General features: G+C 66.8%; 21 protein-coding genes and 1 tRNA gene. 10 read left to right on the forward strand and 12 right to left on the reverse strand.

Annotation, left to right across the window (positions count from 1 at the left end; translation table 11 throughout):
• Window positions 1-208: 208 nt before the first annotated feature.
• The 3 genes from B1790_RS19265 to B1790_RS19275 form a co-directional block, all read right to left on the reverse strand.
• The gene (locus B1790_RS19265; RefSeq protein ID WP_233165205.1) at window positions 209-826 is read right to left on the reverse strand and encodes a response regulator; all 618 of its coding nucleotides are present in this window, start codon (window positions 824-826) and stop codon (window positions 209-211) included.
• A gap of 2 nt (window positions 827-828) precedes the next feature.
• On the reverse strand, window positions 829-3,045 hold the full coding sequence (locus B1790_RS19270; protein ID WP_142271397.1) for a hypothetical protein: 2,217 nt from the start codon (window positions 3,043-3,045) through the stop codon (window positions 829-831).
• 117 nt (window positions 3,046-3,162) lie between these two features.
• Window positions 3,163-4,716, reverse strand: coding sequence for a hypothetical protein (locus B1790_RS19275; protein WP_079924882.1), 1,554 nt, complete (start codon window positions 4,714-4,716; stop codon window positions 3,163-3,165).
• A 334-nt stretch (window positions 4,717-5,050) separates the two neighbouring features.
• Here B1790_RS19275 and B1790_RS19280 point away from each other — a divergent pair, with 334 nt between their 5' ends.
• The 3 genes from B1790_RS19280 to B1790_RS19295 all read left to right on the forward strand — a co-directional run bounded on the left by B1790_RS19280 (window position 5,051) and on the right by B1790_RS19295 (window position 7,293).
• Complete coding sequence (locus tag B1790_RS19280) at window positions 5,051-5,485, forward strand: hypothetical protein (protein ID WP_079924921.1); 435 nt, start codon at window positions 5,051-5,053, stop codon at window positions 5,483-5,485.
• A gap of 486 nt (window positions 5,486-5,971) precedes the next feature.
• Window positions 5,972-6,955, forward strand: a complete 984-nt coding sequence (gene glsA, locus B1790_RS19290; RefSeq protein WP_233165206.1) for a glutaminase A — start codon at window positions 5,972-5,974, stop codon at window positions 6,953-6,955.
• 5 nt (window positions 6,956-6,960) lie between these two features.
• Window positions 6,961-7,293: a hypothetical protein gene (locus B1790_RS19295; RefSeq protein WP_079924885.1), complete on the forward strand. Its 333-nt coding sequence runs from the start codon at window positions 6,961-6,963 to the stop codon at window positions 7,291-7,293.
• Here the strand turns inward: B1790_RS19295 and B1790_RS19300 are convergent.
• Complete coding sequence (locus tag B1790_RS19300; RefSeq protein ID WP_233165207.1) at window positions 7,283-7,984, reverse strand: GNAT family N-acetyltransferase; 702 nt, start codon at window positions 7,982-7,984, stop codon at window positions 7,283-7,285. The two genes, B1790_RS19295 and B1790_RS19300, sit on opposite strands and share 11 nt — an antisense overlap.
• Before the next feature lie 79 nt (window positions 7,985-8,063).
• Between B1790_RS19300 and B1790_RS19305 the strand changes: the two genes are divergently transcribed.
• On the forward strand, window positions 8,064-8,507 hold the full coding sequence (locus tag B1790_RS19305; protein WP_255407285.1) for a very short patch repair endonuclease: 444 nt from the start codon (window positions 8,064-8,066) through the stop codon (window positions 8,505-8,507).
• On the opposite strand, the gene B1790_RS19310 is transcribed toward B1790_RS19305, so the two are convergent.
• The 6 genes from B1790_RS19310 to B1790_RS19335 all read right to left on the reverse strand — a co-directional run bounded on the left by B1790_RS19310 (window position 8,493) and on the right by B1790_RS19335 (window position 13,552).
• Window positions 8,493-9,398 carry a XamI family restriction endonuclease gene (locus tag B1790_RS19310; protein ID WP_158083844.1) on the reverse strand — a complete coding sequence of 302 codons (906 nt, stop codon included), beginning with the start codon at window positions 9,396-9,398 and terminating at the stop codon, window positions 8,493-8,495. The genes B1790_RS19305 and B1790_RS19310 overlap by 15 nt on opposite strands.
• A 44-nt stretch (window positions 9,399-9,442) precedes the next feature.
• Window positions 9,443-10,654 carry a DNA cytosine methyltransferase gene (locus tag B1790_RS19315; RefSeq protein WP_079924888.1) on the reverse strand — a complete coding sequence of 404 codons (1,212 nt, stop codon included), beginning with the start codon at window positions 10,652-10,654 and terminating at the stop codon, window positions 9,443-9,445.
• A gap of 122 nt (window positions 10,655-10,776) precedes the next feature.
• Entirely contained in the window at window positions 10,777-11,004 is a 228-nt protein-coding gene (locus B1790_RS19320) for a hypothetical protein (protein WP_079924889.1), read from the reverse strand.
• A 53-nt stretch (window positions 11,005-11,057) separates the two neighbouring features.
• Complete coding sequence (locus B1790_RS19325) at window positions 11,058-11,414, reverse strand: YidH family protein (RefSeq protein WP_079924890.1); 357 nt, start codon at window positions 11,412-11,414, stop codon at window positions 11,058-11,060.
• The gene (locus tag B1790_RS19330) at window positions 11,411-12,451 is read right to left on the reverse strand and encodes a pyridine nucleotide-disulfide oxidoreductase (protein WP_079924891.1); all 1,041 of its coding nucleotides are present in this window, start codon (window positions 12,449-12,451) and stop codon (window positions 11,411-11,413) included. Before B1790_RS19330 ends, B1790_RS19325 begins: the two co-directional genes overlap by 4 nt.
• Before the next feature lie 138 nt (window positions 12,452-12,589).
• The gene (locus B1790_RS19335; protein ID WP_079924892.1) at window positions 12,590-13,552 is read right to left on the reverse strand and encodes a LysR family transcriptional regulator; all 963 of its coding nucleotides are present in this window, start codon (window positions 13,550-13,552) and stop codon (window positions 12,590-12,592) included.
• Between the two features lie 156 nt (window positions 13,553-13,708).
• On the opposite strand from B1790_RS19335, the gene B1790_RS19340 reads away from it, so the two are divergent.
• The gene (locus B1790_RS19340) at window positions 13,709-13,930 is read left to right on the forward strand and encodes a hypothetical protein (protein ID WP_079924893.1); all 222 of its coding nucleotides are present in this window, start codon (window positions 13,709-13,711) and stop codon (window positions 13,928-13,930) included.
• A gap of 52 nt (window positions 13,931-13,982) precedes the next feature.
• Entirely contained in the window at window positions 13,983-14,189 is a 207-nt protein-coding gene (locus tag B1790_RS19345; RefSeq protein WP_079924894.1) for a hypothetical protein, read from the forward strand.
• 82 nt (window positions 14,190-14,271) lie between these two features.
• Here B1790_RS19345 and B1790_RS19350 read toward each other — a convergent pair.
• Together B1790_RS19350 and B1790_RS19355 are read right to left on the reverse strand one after the other, a co-directional pair.
• Window positions 14,272-14,345, reverse strand: a tRNA-Gly gene (locus tag B1790_RS19350).
• A 167-nt stretch (window positions 14,346-14,512) separates the two neighbouring features.
• On the reverse strand, window positions 14,513-15,421 hold the full coding sequence (locus B1790_RS19355; protein ID WP_079924895.1) for an LLM class flavin-dependent oxidoreductase: 909 nt from the start codon (window positions 15,419-15,421) through the stop codon (window positions 14,513-14,515).
• Window positions 15,422-15,485: 64 nt separating this feature from the next.
• Here B1790_RS19355 and dcd point away from each other — a divergent pair, with 64 nt between their 5' ends.
• The 4 genes from dcd to B1790_RS19375 all read left to right on the forward strand — a co-directional run bounded on the left by dcd (window position 15,486) and on the right by B1790_RS19375 (window position 19,584).
• Window positions 15,486-16,055 (forward strand): dCTP deaminase, encoded by a 570-nt coding sequence (gene dcd, locus B1790_RS19360; RefSeq protein WP_079924896.1) that lies wholly within the window; start codon window positions 15,486-15,488, stop codon window positions 16,053-16,055.
• Window positions 16,056-16,215: 160 nt separating this feature from the next.
• Complete coding sequence (locus tag B1790_RS19365; protein ID WP_079924897.1) at window positions 16,216-17,811, forward strand: hypothetical protein; 1,596 nt, start codon at window positions 16,216-16,218, stop codon at window positions 17,809-17,811.
• Between the two features lie 88 nt (window positions 17,812-17,899).
• Complete coding sequence (locus B1790_RS19370) at window positions 17,900-19,261, forward strand: UDP-glucose/GDP-mannose dehydrogenase family protein (RefSeq protein ID WP_079924898.1); 1,362 nt, start codon at window positions 17,900-17,902, stop codon at window positions 19,259-19,261.
• A complete protein-coding gene (locus B1790_RS19375; RefSeq protein WP_079924899.1) occupies window positions 19,258-19,584 on the forward strand; it encodes a DUF1330 domain-containing protein in 327 nt (108 codons plus the stop codon). The genes B1790_RS19370 and B1790_RS19375 overlap by 4 nt, the downstream gene beginning before the upstream one ends.
• The last annotated feature ends 9 nt before the right edge of the window (window positions 19,585-19,593 follow it).

A 19,593-nucleotide genomic window follows, 5' to 3' on the forward strand; every position in this document is an offset into this window, starting at 1 on the left:
CGGCATGCTTCATAGTGTGACAATCGTATCTGCTGAATTTGCTGGATTGCCTATTTGCGGGGGTGTCGGCACGCCGAGGAATTCGCGGACCGACTCGGTGCCGGCGAGTTGGATGTCGCTGCGCGCAACGGTCTGCCACTGGTCTTGGTCCATCGTGAACGCCAGCATGGTGTCGGGCAGAGTGTGAATCGTGGGCCGGGGGAATGCTCTACCTGGTGATGAACCCGTCGTCGACTCCGGCGGCATACAGTTCGGCCTTCGTGTGTACGGGATGACCTACGCTGGCGTACTTGTCGCGGACACGATCGATGTACTGCTTGGCGGTACTTGGTGCGACGCCCATCCGCCGAGCCACGCTGTCGAGCTTCAGGCCGCATGCGTAGAGCCGAAGGGCCTCGAGCTCGTTGTCGGACAACTTGGGGCGGTCGGCGTCATGATCGGTGACCAAGGCTTTCGCCAATGCGGGGCTCATCCACTTCTGACCGACCAGCGCGCAATTGATGGCGCCCGCAAGGTCATCGGCGCCATCGGTCTTGGCGACGACACCCGCTACACCGGCCGCGAGCATGCGTCGCACGTGTCGCGCACTGCCCAGCGCCGACACGATGAGTACCGGAACGCCACGAGCCGTGAGCTCGGCGACGATCCGCTCGTCGGCCAGGCCGCCGGCGTCGAGGTCGAGATCGAGCAGGAGCATGTCCAGCTCGTCGTGTACGACCGCCTCGATGGTGTCAGCGGTGCGCACGTCGTGTCCAAGGCCGCGGACGATCCCGGCGAGTGCTTCCCTGACCAACACGTGGTCGTCGACCACCGCGATGTGTGCCACGGTCACCACCTGATTTCGACGAGACCATCGGAGTCCGAACACCTTACATCGACACCACCCGGGAACGATGCGGCGAGGACGTCGGGTCCGGCCGCCGTCGCGCTAGCCGGCGCCAGCAGGATCATCTCGCCACCGCCGGCGGAGCGGAACACGCCCACCGACACCGCCTCATCCGGATCGCAGGCGGCGAGGACTGCGATGACGGTTCTCGACACCGCGCGAGCGGCTACCGCATCCAGAGTGCCCTCCTCGACGTTGATGTCGAGTCGAACCCTGGCCCGCTTCGCTGCGTCGATGATCCCGACGAACGCTTCTGTGACGTCACCCGACTCGTAGGGCAATCCGATCAATGCACGCAGGTAGGACTCCTCGAGCGAGGCCGCGGCACGAACGTCCGGGTCACGGATCGACGACGGCCGTTGCGAGACGGTCCGCAAGATCTCCCGGGCGTCGTCGATGAGTCCGTCGAAACCCGTGCTGCGGATAGCGATTTCGGCTGCCAACCGTTCCTGCTGCCGGCGTCCGCGCATCTCGTCGTCGATCTGGGACGCGACGGCATCGGAGAGCCTGCGTACCTGTTGACGCATCACCACGAACGCTCCGACCACCAGGGCGTCCGCTACGAGCAACGCAACGGTGGAGCCGCCGCAGCGCGCGGCGTCCTGATGAAGGGCGACCATCGAGCCGAACGCAATGATCGCCAACGCCGGCACCACGACGCGCATCCGGCCGTCCAACAGGACCAGGGCGGCACAGATCGCTGCTGCGGCATCGCCAGCCCAGCCGAGATTGGGATGCACTCCGCACACCGACTGCGCGGGTCGCGACAGTCCGTAGATCACCATTCCGCACGCCAGCAGCAGATAGGTCGCCGCGACGACAAGGAGTGGCAATCCTGCGGCCTCGCCCGCATGCCGCAAGATCAACGTCAGGGCGGCCGCAACGATCAGCCAGAGGAGCACTGCCGGGGTGACGGCTGCGACCGACCACCCGGTGCGCAGGGTCGCCGTCACCACGATGACGGCGGCGAACTGCGCGAGCATCACCGCGGAGATCCCCGTCGCCATTCGCGAGGACGCTCGCTCGAACACGTCGGATCCCACCACCGGCGGCTGCGGGGGGACCTCGATGGCCACGGCCGTGCCCTGACCGGGGACGCTCGTGACGGTGACGTACAGGCCGGCGTCCTGAGCACGCGTCGCCATCGACGATCGCGCCGGGCCGGCGTCGCCCATGCCCGACCCGGCATCGGCTAGCACGACGCGTCCCGTCCGAGGGAAGTACTCGAGACTCGCCTCGGTCACGTTCGCATGCTTGGCCACGTTCGTGGCCGCCTCCTGGACCGTGGAGAGGATTCCACGCAGTTGCCACCCTGGTTGGTCGGCAAGCCAACGGCGCAGACCGCCGGGGTCGATCGTCCGAAGGTCGACGCCCATGGTGCGGGCGTGGACGACGATGTCGTCGATCGACGTTGCGGCCTCGTCGCGTCGTCTTTGTAGGGCGTCGACCGCCCGCACGTCGTCGGCGCAGCGTCGCGCGATGACGTCGTCCTGGCTGACGATCCGCCCCGTGGCTATCGCGCCCAACGTGTTGACGACCGTGTCGTGGAGCAGTCGCGCCCTGCGCCGTCCGGCGTCGGCCTCGAGTTTCTTGCGGGCCAGCGACCGATCGGCCGTCAGTCGTATACGAGCGCGCAGGTCGGCTTCCCTTGCGACGGAGCGTAACTCGCGTATTGCAACGCCCGCCGCGCATGCCGAGGCCAACGAGTTCAACGGCAGGAGAACGAGATAGCTGAACGCGTAAGGCGTGAGCTCAACGACCGATACCGCCAGGGATGCACAGATGGCCAGGCTGATCGCGAAGCTGCTCGATAGCGCTGCAGGCAAGCCGAGCAACAGTCCGGCGAGAATCGACGCCGAGATGCCGATGTTCAGAGCTGCCCGCAGCAGTTCGGTGGCCCCGGTCGCCGCCTGCGCGGCGACCGCGACTCCGATGACTGCCCACGTCACGAGCAGGGCCGGTGGAGCAAGTCGCTTGAGCAGGACCAGCGTCCAGACCACGGCGTGGCTGCCGAAGGCGAGCGCGATGATGGGGAGCCGGTCGAGGTCGTCGGAGTTGCCGACGATCAACAGGCATTGCATGGTGGGAGCCAAGGCTGCCCAGAACAACGCCGCGGTGATGAGTGCCCGATCGACACCGATTCCGTGGCGCTGATCCATGACCGGAGCCGGGCTGCCGGATGCCCGTGCGATCACCGAGCGCCACGACATCTGCCCGCCCATCGTCGCCCCGACATCAGCGATGTCAGGGTAACGGGTCGAGGCCTGCCGAGCCGCTCAAGGACGTCGCGTGAAACCGATGTCGTCGCCGATGACCGTCGCCGGGCCGATCGGCAATTTCTCGGCGTCCGCACCGGCGACCTTCACGAATTCGATCTTCTCCCGCCATGCCATGCGGAGCAGATCTTCGAAGGCCATGGTGGTGAGTTGTTCACCGGGACAGCGTCGATAGCCAAAGCCGAACGGAGCAAATCCGGCGTAGTCGCACACCGGGAGTGGACGATCGTCGACGACACCGAACACCGTGCCGAAGGCACTGTTGTGCAACGCCGCCTTTCGTCCGTCCTTGACGTCGAACGACGCCTTCGGGTCGAAGGGGCACTGCGCCAATCCCATTTGCTTGATGCGTGCTTCGTCGACCTGTGCACTGGTGGGTGCCTGCACGTAACGGGACGGGTCGAATGCCTCGGGATTGACCCACTGCACCGGATCCAGGCTGGTCGAGGTGTGCGGACTGACGATGTAGTTGTGCCGCTCGAAGGCCGGTGGCCGGGTCTCCTCGAGCGCGGAGATGCTGCCGCCGTTGGGTGAGATGATCCGAAAGAGCTCCATGACGAAGCGCTCCAGCGGTGGAAAGGCGCTTCCGTCCGGGGTGTCGAACGGCCCGGACATGATCTTCTGGTATTCGGCTTTGACCTGTTCGTCACCGCCCTCGCGGCCGAGCTTGGTCATCACGTTGTAGAGACTGTTACCCCACTGGCTGAACGCGACGAAGTTGTGGAAGCACTCGAAGACCACGTCCTTGTGGTTGAAGTACTCGCTCTCTTCGCCGTTCTTGAGCCAGTACCACCCGAACGTCTTCTCCGGCTGCGGCGTCTTGCCGGACTGAATGTCCTTGAGCCGGTCGTCGATCCACGACTTGAGGAACGCAAGATTCTTGCGGACGGTCATGTAATTGTCGTAGACGATCCTCTGGGTCGGATCGCGGTAGGCGAGCACGGTATTGAAGCTGGCGCCGATCTGACGCACCTCCGGCGGCAGATCCTTGCCCTTCACGCCCAGGTGCAGATCCCAGTAGAGATCCCAGAAGGTGTCGAGATAGATCCGCATCAACGGCTTGCCCGCGTTGTTCGGACTGAACAGCCCGTCGAAGAACCCGACGATCTTCTGCTGGTACATGCCTTCGTACAGGTCGGGCGTCACCGCCGACATGTAGATCCGCTTGCGCCGGTTGTCGGGTCCGCGCTTCTCCAACCCCTGCAGGAACACCGTCACGCCGTCTTCCGGTGCGGGCTTCCAGCTTTCGCTGAGCAGACCCCACAGGTCGTAGGGAAGGGCGTTCTCCTTCGTCAGGGCGACGTCGATCATCGGGAGGACGGGACGTTCACCATCGGAGAGCGTGTTCAGATACCAAGGCAGGATGGCGTGCTCGACGTAGTCGGCGTCGAATTCGGCGAGGTACTGGGCGCGCAGTTTCGCGATGGCAGCCGCCATCTGATCATCGGACGCGGCCGCGGGGGAGCTGGTGGGGGAGGAGTTCGCACAGCCGGCCATTGCCGTGAGTCCGGCTACGGCACCTGCTCCGCCTGCGATGAATGCACGCCGTCTCACGGTCGTCTCTCCTGTCGATCCAAGTCTGATCTGCCGAATACGTTTTCGCGCAGCGTATTTCGTTGCCCTTCGCGGCAGTGTGATGTCGCCAGACTAGCCGCAGCGCAGCGGCGGACGCCTGGCGTCGCAGGATCGCGGCACATTTGTCCCCCGAAGAGGGGACAGAAAGGGCGTTTACATGCTGCTGCAACATGAAATCCTGGACCTTCTGAAGCGGGACATCGCCACGCCGTCAACGATTTCGGCGGCTCGACGCCTAGGTTTCAGTTCCACTGAACCCGCCGAAATTGGGTGTTACGCTTCCGCCGACATTTGAACTGAAATGAGGGTTGACATGGTCAAAGTCATTTGGGCGTCAACGATCGTCGCTGGGGGCGTCATCGCGGCGGGGATCTCTACGGGCGTCACCGCGTGGGCTGATGGGCCTGGTGGCTATGTCGAGGACACGAGTCAAATCTCCGAGGCGGTCGGTACCGGTGTGTTCGACGGCGCTCTAGCCGGATTCCGCGCGACCGGCACCACCAATGACGAGGCTTCGGCACGTGTCGTCGCGGCGTGTGAGGCCGCCGGGGGGCAAGCGTGCACCAGCGACGAGGTCACCAACGACGATCTCTGCATCCTGTCATTGGCCGATAACACGAACAGTGTCGTTGCCGGCGGCGCCGGGGCAACCATCGAGGCCGCCCGTGGTGATGCGGTCGCGCGGGCGGCGGCCAACGGTACGCCCCTTTCGCCAGCTGCCACCATCGTGATCTCGGCGTGCCCGTAGGAGTAGAGGCCATAGACGTTGCAGTACAAGACCATTGACATCGAGTACCGGCCCGAAAGGCAGAACACGCATGACACATCGGGGTAAATCATCAACATTGTTGGTCGTGACTGCGGCAGTCGTGGCCTTGGTCTCGGCTCCGGCCGCCGAGGCTCGAGCGACCTGCCAAACTGCGGGTGGTACGACGACCACCTGCCAAACCAATGGCAGTACGTCCATCAAGGTCGTGCCGGGGACGACGGCACCTCCCGCCTACACGGTCGCCTTTCCGTGGTTTGGCCGCCGCTGGTGACGATGTCGGTGGAGGTGGCGCTCAACCTGAAGACCATTGCCGGTGCCGCGTGGCCGCGAGCCACTGATTGGGTGCCGGGTAGATAGTGGTACGAAACCCGTAGACGGCGAGTGTGGGTCGGCACCCACCGGGGACACGACGGCTGACACGGGAGGCACGCGGTGGATGTTCATGTCGATGGAGTCGCGCAGGTCGTGTCGACGGGGCACTTGCCAGGCGGGGACGAGGTCTCGTCGTTGGTCGACGACGCCCACACCCGGTATCGGCAGGATGCCAGCGGTTCAGTGGCCGACTTCATACCGGTACTCGCCCAGGCCGATCCCACCTTGTTCGGCGTGTGCGTCGCCGACGTCGACGGCGAGCTGCACGCGTCGGGTGATACCGATGTCGAGTTCTCGATTCAGTCGATCTCGAAGGCGTTCGTGTACGCGTTGGTGTGCGAGGAGTTCGGGCACGCCGTCGTGGGTGAGCGGATCGGAGTGAACAACACCGGTCTGCCGTTCAATTCGGTGGTGGCCATCGAACTCAACGACGGACATCCGATGAACCCAATGGTCAACGCCGGGGCGATCGCGACGACGGCACTGATGCCGGGGGCCACCCCGGCCGAACAGTGGAACTCCATCCACGAGGGCCTATCCCGCTTTGCGGGAAGGTCGCTGACCGTCGATGACGTTGTGTATCAATCGGAATCACACACCAATCAACGCAACCAGGCCATCGCTCGACTGCTGGAATCTTATGGCCGCATCGACCTCGACCCCCTCGCCGTCGTCGACCTCTACACCAAACAGTGCGCCCTGCGGGTCAACGTCACCGATCTTGCCGTCATGGGCGCCACCCTCGCCGATGGCGGGGTCAATCCCCGCACCGGCGAGCAGGTGGTATCCGCTCAGGTGTGTCGCGACACCCTGGCGATCCTGGCGGCCAATGGTCTCTACGAGCGCTCCGGGGAATGGCTGTTCGAGATCGGGCTGCCCGGCAAGTCCGGTGTATCGGGCGGAATCGTCTCCGTGGCGCCAGGAAAGGCGGGTATCGGTGTGTTTTCTCCACCGCTGGACTTCGCCGGGAACAGTGTGCGCGGACAACACGCCACTGCCTATTTGTCCCGAGTCCTCGGGCTCAACATCTTCGCATCCGACGTACATGCACCCGCAGTGAAAGGCCACCGGATCTGACGCCCGTGGACACCGAATTCGCCGGAATCGATCCGTCGCCGCTCAGGACGGCCGCACCGTCCACCATCTCGGCGCTGGCGGCGCCCGTGGCGCCGACCGTCACCGATCCGGCTCCCGCGGTCACCGAGGGTGCGGACGCCGGCGTCAACGGCGTTCCCCTGTCCGGAGCGCCGAGCACCAAGCCCGCGACTCAGCGCACTTGCACAGCTCGACGATCTTGGTGCACCGCGACCAGCGCGAGTGCGAGAGTGGCCCATCGCCACGGGGATCGCGGCGCGGGCCGTGCCGACGGGGCCGGCAGCTCATCGTGGGGCTGGGCGGCATGCTTCATAGTGTGACAATCGTATCTGCTGAATTTGCTGGATTGCCTATTTGCGGGGGTGTTGGCACGCCGAGGAATTCGCGGGCCGACTCGGTGCCCGCGAGTTGGATGTCGCTGCGCGCAACGGTCTGCCACTGGTCTCGGTCCATCGTGAACGCCAGCATGGTGTCGGGTCGATCGCGGCGAATCTCGCGAACCGGGCGCTGTTCGGTGTAGGGCAGCGACCTGGTGACGCGCAGTGAGGCGACGTTGTCGTGCCAGGCGCGGGTGCAAGCGGTGTCGCCGTTCAAACCGGCGAAGATCAGGTGCAGTGCCGCCTGACGCATCTCCCGGCCGAGCCCGCGACCCTGGTACCGGCGGCCGATCCACGAGCCCGTCGTCACGGTGCGGGCGGTGGGAAAGTGTTCGGCGCTGAGCGTGCAGACGCCCAAGAGGGTGCCGTCTCGGTGACGGGTCGCGAGGTTGAGAGTCCAACGCTCAGTGGTGGTGTCGGCTCTACAGCGCCAGAAGTACCGCACCGCGTCGCGCTGCAGAGCCGGCGGCGGAACGTCGGTCCACGGCTCGGAGAACGGCATGGTCTCCGGATCGTGAATCCCTTGCGCGGCCAGATCGGCGAGTTCGCCGGCAACGTCGTCGGTCACGTAGCGCAGCGACAGGCGCGGAGTCGACACGTGGAGGTCGAACAGCGGCCAGATCGCGGCGGTCACGCTGTCATCGGATCGCATCCGGGGTGACGAGCGCAACCCCTTTCGTGGCGTGGTCGACCTCCGGCGCTACCGTGGAGGGGTGTCCCGAGACAAACCTCTGGGCTTCGACCTGCAAACAGACCGGGCCACGTCGGCGCGCATGCAGCGCCAACGCCGACGTGACACGTCGATCGAGGTGGCGTTGCGGTCGCGTCTGCACGAGGCCGGGCTGAGGTATCGGATTCATCAGCGGCCGTTGCCCGGTCTGCGGCGCGAAGCCGACATCGTCTTTCGGCGAGCCAAGGTGGCGGTCTTCGTGGACGGGTGTTTTTGGCATGGCTGCCCGCTGCACTCCACGAAACCGAAGCGCAACAACGACTTCTGGGCGGCGAAGATCGAGGGGAACAGTGCGAGGGATCGGGCGACCGACGAGGCTCTGCGCGATGCCGGCTGGGTGCCCGTCCGGGTGTGGGAACACGAATCCGCAGAGGACGCCGCCGCGACGGTTCGGCAGATCGTCGAAAGCCGTTCAGGCCGAAGTTGATTCGACGAACTCGCGGAGCGGGTTCATGTCGTGTTCCCACAGGATTGTCACGCCTCGGTCTTGGGCAGTAACGAGGCAGGACAGGTCGAACACCCCGGCCAGGATCACGCCGGTGAGAGCTTGGCTGCCGAAGTGCGCACGCCAAGCGTCGGACTTGCCGCCGACCTCGCGGTTGACGCGCTTCCAGCCGTTCTTCGGGCCGTTGGACACCTTGCATTCGAGCGCGAGCAGCCGGCCGTCGAACAGTCGGGCCGGCACGTCGCACTTCGCTCCGGCGAGTCGGCGTTCCCGACTGTAGCCACCGCGTGGCATGTCGTCGATGAATTGGATTGGCGCGCGGGAGACTTCGAGCGTCAAGCCCGCATCGTCGAGTGTCTTCGCCGTCATCGTCTCCTGGCGGGACGAGGCCTCACCGCGTCGTTCCGTACCGGTCTGTTGGGCGGCCCAGAGCACTGTCGTGGCCATGATCGCCATTTCCCGCTCGTCCGGCCACGGCGGCCGCCCCTGTGCGAGCCAGGGGAACCGCACCGGGTCGACGACGACGCGAATCGCCTCCGCCGTGTCCTCGGCGTAGTCCGGCGGCACGGAGCGAAACTTCGGACCGCCGACGAGGGTCCACAGATCCTCCTGGCTGATCGGCGGCCCGCACAGATAACGGCAGGCCTGCCAGGCCTGCGGATCGGCCTTGAAGACGGCGCCGGTGAGGTTCTGGATGTCGTCGGACGCCTCGAAGACCTGCTCGACCCGTGGCCGGAGTTGGTTGTACATGCGCTGGAAGGCCTTGGGGCCCTCCTCGCGGCGGAGGTGGGTGAAGGCGTCCTCGGCGGTGTCGCGGGCGGCCTTCAATTCCGCTGCCGTCCACTGGGGCGGGGCGACGAACGTTGGCGACACCAGGCCGAGTCTGCCATTGGGCCGCCTGGCGTCCGGCCGACACGCTACTTGTCGGCGAGGATCCTGGTGCGCAGGCTTCCGTTGACCCGGTGCTCCGCCTCGGTGTAGCGAACGCGCTTGGTCAAATAGTCGGGCCACGGCGGCATCGGCGGTGGTGTGTCGGCGGGGCCGTTGCGGACCGACTCGAGCAGGGTGCGGCCGATGGCTTCCACCGCGTCGATCTGAACGGCGTTGCCGATGTGACGGAAGAAGTTGCCGGTCTTGCCGGCGAATCGCCAGTCGCGCGGAAAGCCTTGCAGCGCAGCGCATTCCTGCCACGTCAGGCGTCGAATGTCGTGGTCCTCGGGCAGCCTGATCCAGTCGGGCGTCGATGCGGTCCTGATGGTACGCGACGGCAGGCCCAGGTCGGCGAGGAACGCGTCCTGCCGGTAGCCCCACTGCCCGCCAGGGCGGTTGTTCATCACGCGGCCCTTCGTGCGGAGGCCGGTGCCAGGGGTCAGCTGCCGCAGCGCGTCGCCGTCGATTCCATTGGGTCGGACGACGGCGTCGTACTGCGCGGGCGGCAGCGAGTCGAGGAGCTCGCCGAGCGACACCCACGGTTTGAGTCCGTTCTCGCCGTATCGGTGATGGGTGGGCTCGGGGAACTCCGGAAGCTCGTGGTCCGCGGTGGCGATCAGGTAGAGACGGACGCGGCGTTGCGCGGCGCCGTAGTCGGCGGCGTTGAGCGTGGCTATGCGACTGGAGTAGCCGAGGTCGCGGAGGTCGTGCTGGATGCTGCGCAGGACCTCGCCGGGTGCGCCCTTCGGACCGACCGCGGTGACGAGCCCGCGGACGTTCTCGAACAGCACGTAGCGCGGCTGGAGTTCCTCGACGAGGCGAATCATGTGGGCGATCAGCTGGCCACGGGAGTCCTTGAGGCCCTTCTGGTGACCCGCCGAAGACCAGGGCTGACACGGTGGCCCGCCGGCCAGCAGGTCGGGGCGCCAGTCGGCGGCGGCGGTGCGTGGACGCAGCTCGTCGGCGGTCAGCGTCGCGACGTCCTTCTCGATCAGGGCGGTCTTGGCCAGGTGCTTGCCGCGTCGGCCCTTGATCGGGATGCCGGCGGCCTTGCTGGCGCGGAGGGTCTCCATGGCGTCCTGGGCGTGGTCGGTCGCGACGACGACGTCCCAACCAGCGCGTTCGAGTGCGATGTCGAAACCGCCGGCCCCGGCGAACAGGCTCACCACCTGAGCCTTGCGCGTACTACGCGGTGCCACCGCAACCCCTTCCGTGCATCGAACGGCCGTTCGACATCAGGTATACAGCCTCGCACCGACAAGAATCCCATGCCATTGTCGTCGACGGCCGCCCCGTTCGGGGGACGCGCGCCGTAACCGGGTCACCACCAGATGGCGACGGCGCACGCGATCCCGAGCGCCGCGGTGACCGCCCCCGTGAGAGCGACGGCCCACCCTGCCGGCTCGACGTCGCCGCCCGCGTCGCTCAGTCGGCTGCGGCGGACGAGGGCTGCCATCGCGGCTCCGAACAGTGCGACGAGCGCGATGATCGCGTGCCCGTGCACCAGCGTCTCCCCGGAGCGGAAGGCCAGCAGGATGCCGACGGCCATGAAGCTGAATGCAGTTCTCTCCCAACCGAGGTGAGTCCGTTGCCGTTGCAGGCTCACGGCTGGCTCAGCAGAATCATGACGAGCACCGCCACACACGTGACGAGCAGAAAGACCGTCAGCGCGACAGGCAGCCGGGTCGGCGGCAGGACGTCGTCTTCCCGCATCGCGCGCTGCACCTGCTGCCAACGGCGCACCGACGCCACCGCCATCAGCGCACCCGCGGCCACCAGCAGTGTCGCCAACCCGTGCCGACCCCACGACACCGGAAACGGGGGAAGCAACTGGGCGACCGCTACGCCACCGGCGATCAAGGCCAGCGCCGTCCTGATCCAGGCCAGGAAGGTGCGTTCGTTGGCGAGGGTGAAACGGTAGTCGGGCTCGGTCCCTCGTTCCGCGTGTGGTGCGGTCATGCGCCGTACCGTAACCAAATGGGCAGGCACTGGTCGAGTTGTTGCGCGAACTTCTCCAGGCCGACGCGGTGTTCGGTGTTTCCCGTAGGGTCCACTCGCTGACCGGGAAACGCGATGCCGATGCCGAAGAGGCCAGGGGCGACGATCCCGTTGGCGGGATTGTGCCGCAACGGACCCCACTGCGGCGCATCGACTCTGCGCGGCTCGAATCCGACGGTGTAGACCACCCGATCGCACTGCCCGAGTAGTTCCCCGAATCGGGGATCGTCGACGTGGCAACGCTTTAGGCGATCGGGTAGCCGACCGTCGACGTTGTCGCGTGCCCACTGGGCCGCGTTGCCCTTGAGCCCGGTGTCGTCGAACAACGTCCAGTCCTCGAACTCGACGGCGTAGCGCAACGGGTGTTGGTAGAAGTTCACGATCTTCGCCACCGGCTGGGCCAGCAGATTGGGCAGGGCAATCATCGTCGAGTGCGACGAGCCAAACACGGCGACCGTCGCCCCCTCGAGGCTTTCCGTCGCCAACTTCTGCGGGTCGACGACGACGTCGAGAGGGATCTCGTGAAGTCCGGGATGGGAGAGCGTGCGTGGGTCGGACCCGATGGCCATGACCACGTTGTCGGAGGTGAGGACGGACTGTTCGGTGTGCACCGCCCAACGTCGCTCGCTCAACTCCAGCCGGGTGGCCCTCGTCTTGTGAGCGGCGACCCGGCCGGTCAGCCGCCCGGTGATCCAGTGCAGCGGCTCCGCCACGGCTCCGAGCAGACACGTGTCGCGCGGATCGACCCCACGGATCTGGAAGTCTGGTGCATTGGCGAAGTCGAACGCCGGCGTCGACTCGAGGAAGCGCAGGAAGCTGCTGGTGCGGGTGTTGCTCGACACCACGGACCACTTGGTTCCGAAGTCACCCACCACGAATTCCGGATCCACCCAGGCGATCTCACGTGCAGGCACGCCGCAGTCGATCAGCCGGCCCACTGTGGCAATCCCGGCGGGGCCTGCACCGAGGACTGTCCACCGGTAATGCGTCGTAGCCATGGGGAGCGCGCCTTTCGTCGTACCTGATGTGATGCCGGACGGCGCCACGCATTCCATGGTCGACGTAGCGGGCGCTCGGCAGTAGCGGCCGCGACGTTGTGAACTCACAAGCTGGCTTTGTGAGTTCTGGGCGACCTGTCAGGTGGCGGAGGTGCCGCGCTGCAGCCGCTGCATCGTCTGGATGTGGCCAAGGAGGTCGCGAACCGCGCCCGCCGGCGGCATCCGGCCACCGACCCAAATGGCCCGAAGTTGGCGTCGCAGATCCAGTTCGGGGGTTGAGACCTCCCGCAGCCGGCCGAAGGCGAGATCGTCGGCGATCGACAGTCGGCTCATCACGGCGGGCGCCTGGCTGGACAAGACGGCCGCCCGGACCGCCGCAGCCGAGGAGAGCTCGAGGACCGGCGGCGCCTGCTGCTCGAGATCGCATCCCGCATGCTGGAGTGCGGCGATCAGCGAATCGCGGGTACCCGAACCGGTTTCACGCGAAATGAGGGGCGTCTGCGCGAGTTCGGCTGGGCCGACCGGCCGTGGGCGTCGTGCCCACTTGTGGTCGGGGGCCACCACGACCACCAACTCGTCAGATTCCACCACCTTGCTACGCAAATTCATTGGTGTGGAGGGGCTTTCGATGAATCCGACGTCCGCCGCACCGTCGGTGACGTCGGCGACGGCGTGACTGCTGTTGGTGGCTGTCAACGTCACCTCGGGGACGGGTGTCCCGCGGCGTGCCGCCGCCGTCCGCAAGGACATCAGCCAGCGTGGCAACAGCTGCTCGGCGATTGTCTGACTGGCCGATATCTTGATGCGGCTGCGGGCATCTGAGCGTAGTGACGCCAACCCGGCGTCCACGTGATGGGCGACGTCGAGCAGTTGGTGAGCCCATTCGGCGACGACCACGCCTGCGGGCGTCAGCTGGGAGCCGCGAGGCGTCCTGACGGCGAGCTGCACGCCGATGCGGGCCTCCACCGACGCCAATCGTGCCGACACCGCCTGTTGGGTCAGGCCGACCTTCTTGGCGGCCGCACCGAGGCTGCCCGTTTCGGCGATGGCCAGCAGCACCTCGAACTCGGTGAGGTCGGGCATGCGCGAACTGAGGGGCATGACGTGAATGCAAGCACAGCGCGACGCATGCCGCAGGGGCTTGCCGCTCACAACGAGCCCTTGTGGGTTCACAGGAGTGAGCCGTCTACCGGATGTCATCACGCGGGCGAAACATGAGAACCAGCACCTCACAACCCAATTCAGGAGGCACTCGACATGAAACACGTAAACGCGATCAAGGGCGGGGTCGGCTTCGCCACCGCATGTGCGGTCGCGGCGATCGGGGTCGCGATCGGGCTGGCCCCGACTGCTGGCGCCAGTACCGATCCAGACCTCCCCTACGGCGCCACCCCGACGACCTCGACCGCGCCGACGTACCACGTCGACGACCAGGACGAGGTGGATACGTCAGGAGGATTCGTCGATCGCCCATTCTGAGCCCCCGCCACCGACCGCTGACATACATCATCATCACCACGAGGAGATCGACATGAAGGTTCATCACATCGGCGCATTACTGGCCGCGGCCGCCGCGGCGACGACGATCGCCGCCGCTCCAGCCGCCTTGGCGGACGTGATCGTGGTCCAACATCCCGGCAATGCCGAGATCACCACCACACCAGGTGCGGCCGTGAAGCACGCAGCAGAGCTTCAGGAACCCTTCGGTGACGGACCGTTCTTGGTATTCCACCACTGACCCGTTGGGCCGCGGTGTGCGGTGCGACCCGGGTGCCGCACACCGGGAGACCTGGTGGAGAACAGCGTGACGCAACTCAACGTGGAGCCGATGACGGGAATCGAACCCGCGTATTCAGCTTGGGAAGCTGATGTTCTGCCATTGAACTACATCGGCCTGACCAGCCGGGCTGGTGATCACGAAGGTTAGCACCCCCGGTCACCGGGCTTGATCGGAGTAGTGGCCTGCAGCCCTGGCGGCTGCAGGCCGAGTGTGAAGTTGTGTGACGGTTGAGTGCGGAATGTGGTGAACAACTGCACGTTCGGCGGCCGCGCGGTTCGCCGTCAGGCCAGCGGCGTGAACGCCTCGGCCAGCGCCCGGTAGGCGTCCAGGCGCTCAGGGCCCCTGGGCATCCCGAAGTCGGGGACGATCACCTCGTCGACGCCCTCGTCGCGCCACGTCGCGGCGGCCTCGGCGATCCGCGACGCCGGCCCGTAGACCACCGGTTGCGGCATCGACTCGGCGGCGGCTTTGGCCTTGGCTTCGGCCTCCGCCGAATCGGTGACCATCACCACGGCCTGCGTCGAGCGCCACACGGTGGCCGGATCGCGGCCCTCCTTCTCGCATGCCGCGTCCAGCACCACCGAGCGCTCGCCGAACTCACCCGGCGCGGACCACTGATTCCACTCCTGGGCGTGCCGCGCGATCAGCCGCAGCATCCGCGGGCCGGTCCCGCCGACCAGCAGCGGCAGCGGCGCCTGCACCGGCTTCGGCTCGCACAGCGCGTCGGTCAACTGGTAGTACTGCCCGTCGAACGTCGTCGTCTCGTTGGTCAGCAGCCCCGAGATGACCTCGAGCCCCTCGGCGAAGCGGTCGACCCGCTCCTTGGGGGCGCCCAACGCCAAGCCGTACTGCTCGTGCTCCGTCTCCTGCCAGCCCGCGCCGAGCCCAAGGGTGAAGCGGCCATTGCTGATTCGGTCGATCGTCACCGCGAGATTGGCCACCACGGCCGGGTGCCGGAACGTCATCGACAACACCAGGTTGGCCAACCGGACCTGCGACGTGACCGTGGCCAGCGCGGCCATCACGGCGGTGGCTTCCAGCCAGTCGCTCGTCTGGCCCGTTTTGTCGCCAGGGGACATGAAGTGATCGGCAACGTAGACCGAATGCCAGAACCCGTCGTCGGCGAACTGCGCGAGTTCGAGCATGTCGTTCCACGGTTGAGTCGTCGATGGCCACACGGAAAATCGCACGCCGCGAGTTTAGGGACGAACGCCGAGAGCCCGCTGGGAACGGCCCGCCCGCTAGGCTCGTCGGGTGCTGCTCTCCGATCGCGACATTCGGGCCGAGATCTCCGCAGGCCGCCTGGCAATTGACCCGTTCGACGACAGCCTCATCCAGCCCTCGAGCGTCGACGTTCGGCTCGACAACCTGTTCCGGGTCTTCAACAACACCCGCTACACCCACATCGACCCCGCGCTGCGGCAGGACGACCTGACGACCCTGGTCGAGCCGAAGGAAGACGAACCCTTCGTGCTGCATCCCGGCGAGTTCGTGCTCGGGTCGACGCTGGAGCGCTGCGCGCTTCCCGACGACCTCGCAGGCCGACTGGAGGGCAAGTCGTCACTCGGCCGCCTTGGCCTGCTGACCCACTCGACGGCCGGTTTCATCGACCCCGGGTTCAGTGGCCACATCACCCTCGAGCTGTCCAACGTGGCCAATCTGCCGATCACGCTGTGGCCAGGGATGAAGATCGGCCAGCTGTGCCTGTTGCGCCTGACCAGCCCCGCCGAACACCCATATGGCAGCGCGAAGGTCGGCTCGAAGTATCAGGGCCAGCGCGGTCCGACCCCGTCGAAGTCCTACCAAAACTTCCTCAGGCACTGACCCGGCGGCCGCGGGTAGGGTCGAAAACGCGGGTTGAAGCCCGCCGCGTCCGATGTAACGATTGCAGCGGTGACGGCGATGGAACGTAGGGCGCGCTACGCGCGTTTTAGCCTCTGTGGAAACAGAATACGACGGCACAGCTAACACTTTGGAGGGGTTCGTGGACATCGTACTTGGTGTGTCCTTGACGCCAAAGACAGTGCGACTCGTGCTGGTCGAGGGCAACGAAGCCGACGGCGAGATCGTCGACCACGACACCTTCGACGTCACACCGTCCGACGGCTCGGCAACGCCCAGCGCGTCCGCGCAGGTGGTCGCCGCCGTCCAGGGAACGCTGGAAAGCGCCCGCGAAGGCGGTCACCAACTAAAGGCCATCGGCGTCACCTGGAGTGACCACGAAGAGGCCGCGAAGCTGCGCGACGCGCTGGCCGCCGCGGGCGTCGACGACGCGATCCTGGTCTCCGAACTCCACGCCGCGGGAGCCCTCGCCCAAACCGCTGGCCGTGCGGTGGGCTACGAGACCACCGGCCTGCTCTTCCTCGACCGCGACACCGCGACGCTGTCGGTCGTGCGCACCGACGACGGCTCCATCGTGAAGGTGCTCAGCAGGAGCCTGCACAGCACCGACGCCATGGCAGTGCTGTCCGACATGGCCTCGGCCGCCGCCGCGCAGGACTCTCCGCCGCAGGGCATGTTCGTCGTCGGGTCCGGCGTCGACGTCGCGTCGGTCAAGGCTCACCTTCAAGACCTGGTCGACGTGCCCGTCAACGCCCCCGAGGAGTCGGGTCTGGCGCTGGCCCGCGGTGCGGCGATCGCGGCGGCCAACGCCCCGATCTTCGACGCGTCGACGGTCGGCCTGGCCTACTCGCAGGACCCCGATGGCGTCACCGCGGGCAACGACTACCCAGGGCTGTCCGGTGCCGCCACCGAGATGCGCCTGGTCGGGGTGGACGCCCCGCTGGGCTCCGACGACCTCGGTTTCCCCGACGAAGCGCCGGCCGAAGAGGGCCGCAAGCCGTTCCTCCTGGTGGGCAGCGCGCTGACGTCGGTGTTCGTCATCGGTGTCATCGCCCTGGTCATCTCGTTGGCCGTGAGCATTCGCCCGACCGCCGATCAGCGCCCCGATCCCGGTCAGAGCGCGATCGTGCCGAACGCCGCGGCGCCGGCGGCACCCCTGCCGGAGATCGCGCCGCAGCCAAGCGCCGCTCCTGCCCCGCCCGTCGCCGCGCCTCCAGCGGAGACCATCAAGGCGCCGATCCCGGTCGTCCAGCAGGAGCAGGCTCCGAAGCGTCAGGTCTACGTCGCGCCGCCGGAGGCACCACCCGCGCCGGCTCCCGATCCGCCTGCCGCACCGCCCGCGCCGGAACCCGCCCCGGTGGTCGCCCCGCCGGTCCCCGCGGTGATACCGCCGTTGCTGCCCAACGTCTTCGCTCCGCCGGTGCAGCAATATCCGCAGTACAACCAGTATCCGCAGTACAACCAGTACCCCCAGTACAACCAGTACCCGCAACAGCAGGCGCCGTGGCAGCCGCAGCGTCCGCCGTGGCAGCAGCCGCAGAATCCGTGGCAGCCGCCAAGCAACCAGGGCCCGTCGAATGACGACGACTGGCCCGGCTCCGGCGGTCACAACGGCTGGCCGGGCTCCGGTGGCAACGACGGCCGACCGGGTCGCGGGGACGACGGTGGACCCCGTGGCGGGGGTGGCGGGGGCGGTAAGAACTGCTTCCTCATCTTCTGCGCGCCTGCGGGCCGCTAGCCGGGACACCCCGACTCGTCACCTAGCGTTGGTCTGCCGCTCGGTGTCACGTTGCGGTTAGCTCATCGCACAGGCCTACTCAGGCACTATGCGATGCACTGTGTTCGGTACGGGGTACCTCGGCGCGACCCACGCGGCCGGCATGGCCGAACTCGGTCACGAGGTCATCGGCATCGACGTCGACCCTGGCAAGGTGGCCAAGCTCGCCTCGGGTGAGATCCCGTTCTACGAGCCCGGGCTGCGAAAGGTGCTGCGCGACAACCTCGAAGCGGGCCGTCTGCAGTTCACCACCGACTACGACGCGGCAGTCGACTTCGCCGACGTTCACTTCCTCGGCGTCGGAACGCCCCAGAAGAAGGGTGAGTACGGCGCCGACCTGCGCCACGTGCACGCGGTCGTGGACACGCTGGTGCCTCGGCTCAAGCGGTCCGCGGTGATCGTCGGCAAGTCGACGGTGCCGGTCGGCACTGCGGCGGACCTCTCCGAGCGAGCCCGGCTGCTGGCGCCGTCGGGAGTCAGCGTGGAGATCGCCTGGAACCCCGAATTCCTCCGGGAGGGCTTCGCCGTGCAGGACACCCTGCACCCCGATCGCATCGTGCTTGGCGTGCAACCGGATTCACGTCTGCCCGAGGCCGCGATGCGCCAGCTGTACGCCCCCATCCTCGAGACCGGTGTGCCGCTGCTGGTGACCGACCTGCAGACCGCCGAGCTGGTCAAGGTGTCGGCGAACGCCTTCCTCGCCACCAAGATCTCGTTCATCAACGCCATTTCCGAGGTGTGCGAGGCGGCGGACGCCGACGTGACCATGCTGGCCGACGCGCTCGGCTACGACCCGCGGATCGGGCGGCGATTCCTCAACGCCGGCTTGGGTTTTGGTGGCGGGTGCCTGCCGAAGGACATTCGGGCGTTCATGGCCCGCGCCGGTGAATTGGGCGCCAATCACGCGCTGACCTTCCTTCGCGAGGTGGACAGCATCAACATGCGCCGTCGCACCCGGATGGTGGAGTTGGCGACCACGGCGTGCGGCGGGTCGCTGCTAGGGGCCAACGTCGCCGTCCTCGGCGCGGCCTTCAAGCCGGAATCCGACGACGTGCGTGACTCGCCCGCACTGAACGTCGCCGGCCTGCTTCAACTCAACGGCGCCGCCGTGAACGTCTACGACCCCAAGGCGATGGACAACTCGCGGCGCGTCTTCCCCACGCTGAACTACTCCGCGTCGGTACTCGAGGCGTGCGACCGGGCCGACGCCGTCCTGGTGCTCACCGAGTGGCAGGAGTTCGTCGACCTCGACCCGGCCGAGCTCGCCGCGACGGTCCGCTCGAGGGTCGTCGTCGACGGCCGCAACTGCCTCGACGTGGAGAAATGGCAGTCGGCAGGCTGGCGGGTGTTCGCGTTGGGCCGCCGGATACCGGAGCCGTTGGCGTCCTGGCGTCGTAGCGTGGAGGCATGACCGTCTACGCGCTGAACCTGTTCGACGTCGCCGATCGCGACGAGTACCTGGCCTACTCCAAGCGGTCGGTCGCCGAGGTCGCCAGGTACGGCGGCAAGGTCGTGGCGTTGGGCAAGTTCCGCGAAAACGTCCAAGGCGAGGTCGCAGGTCGGCAGGTGCTGATCCTGGTGGAGTGGCCCGACCAGGGTGCCTTCGACGGCTATTGCAACGATCCGACGCTGGCCGATCTGCACGCGCACCGCGAGAACGGAACGTCGGCGTACGTCTGGCAACTCTTCGACCGGTTGGACGATTTGCGACCGGTGCTTAAGCTCGGGTCATGACGCGGGCAA

The sequence above is a fragment of the Mycobacterium sp. AT1 genome, assembly GCF_002043095.1.
In the GTDB taxonomy this organism is placed as follows: Bacteria; Actinomycetota; Actinomycetes; order Mycobacteriales; family Mycobacteriaceae; genus Mycobacterium.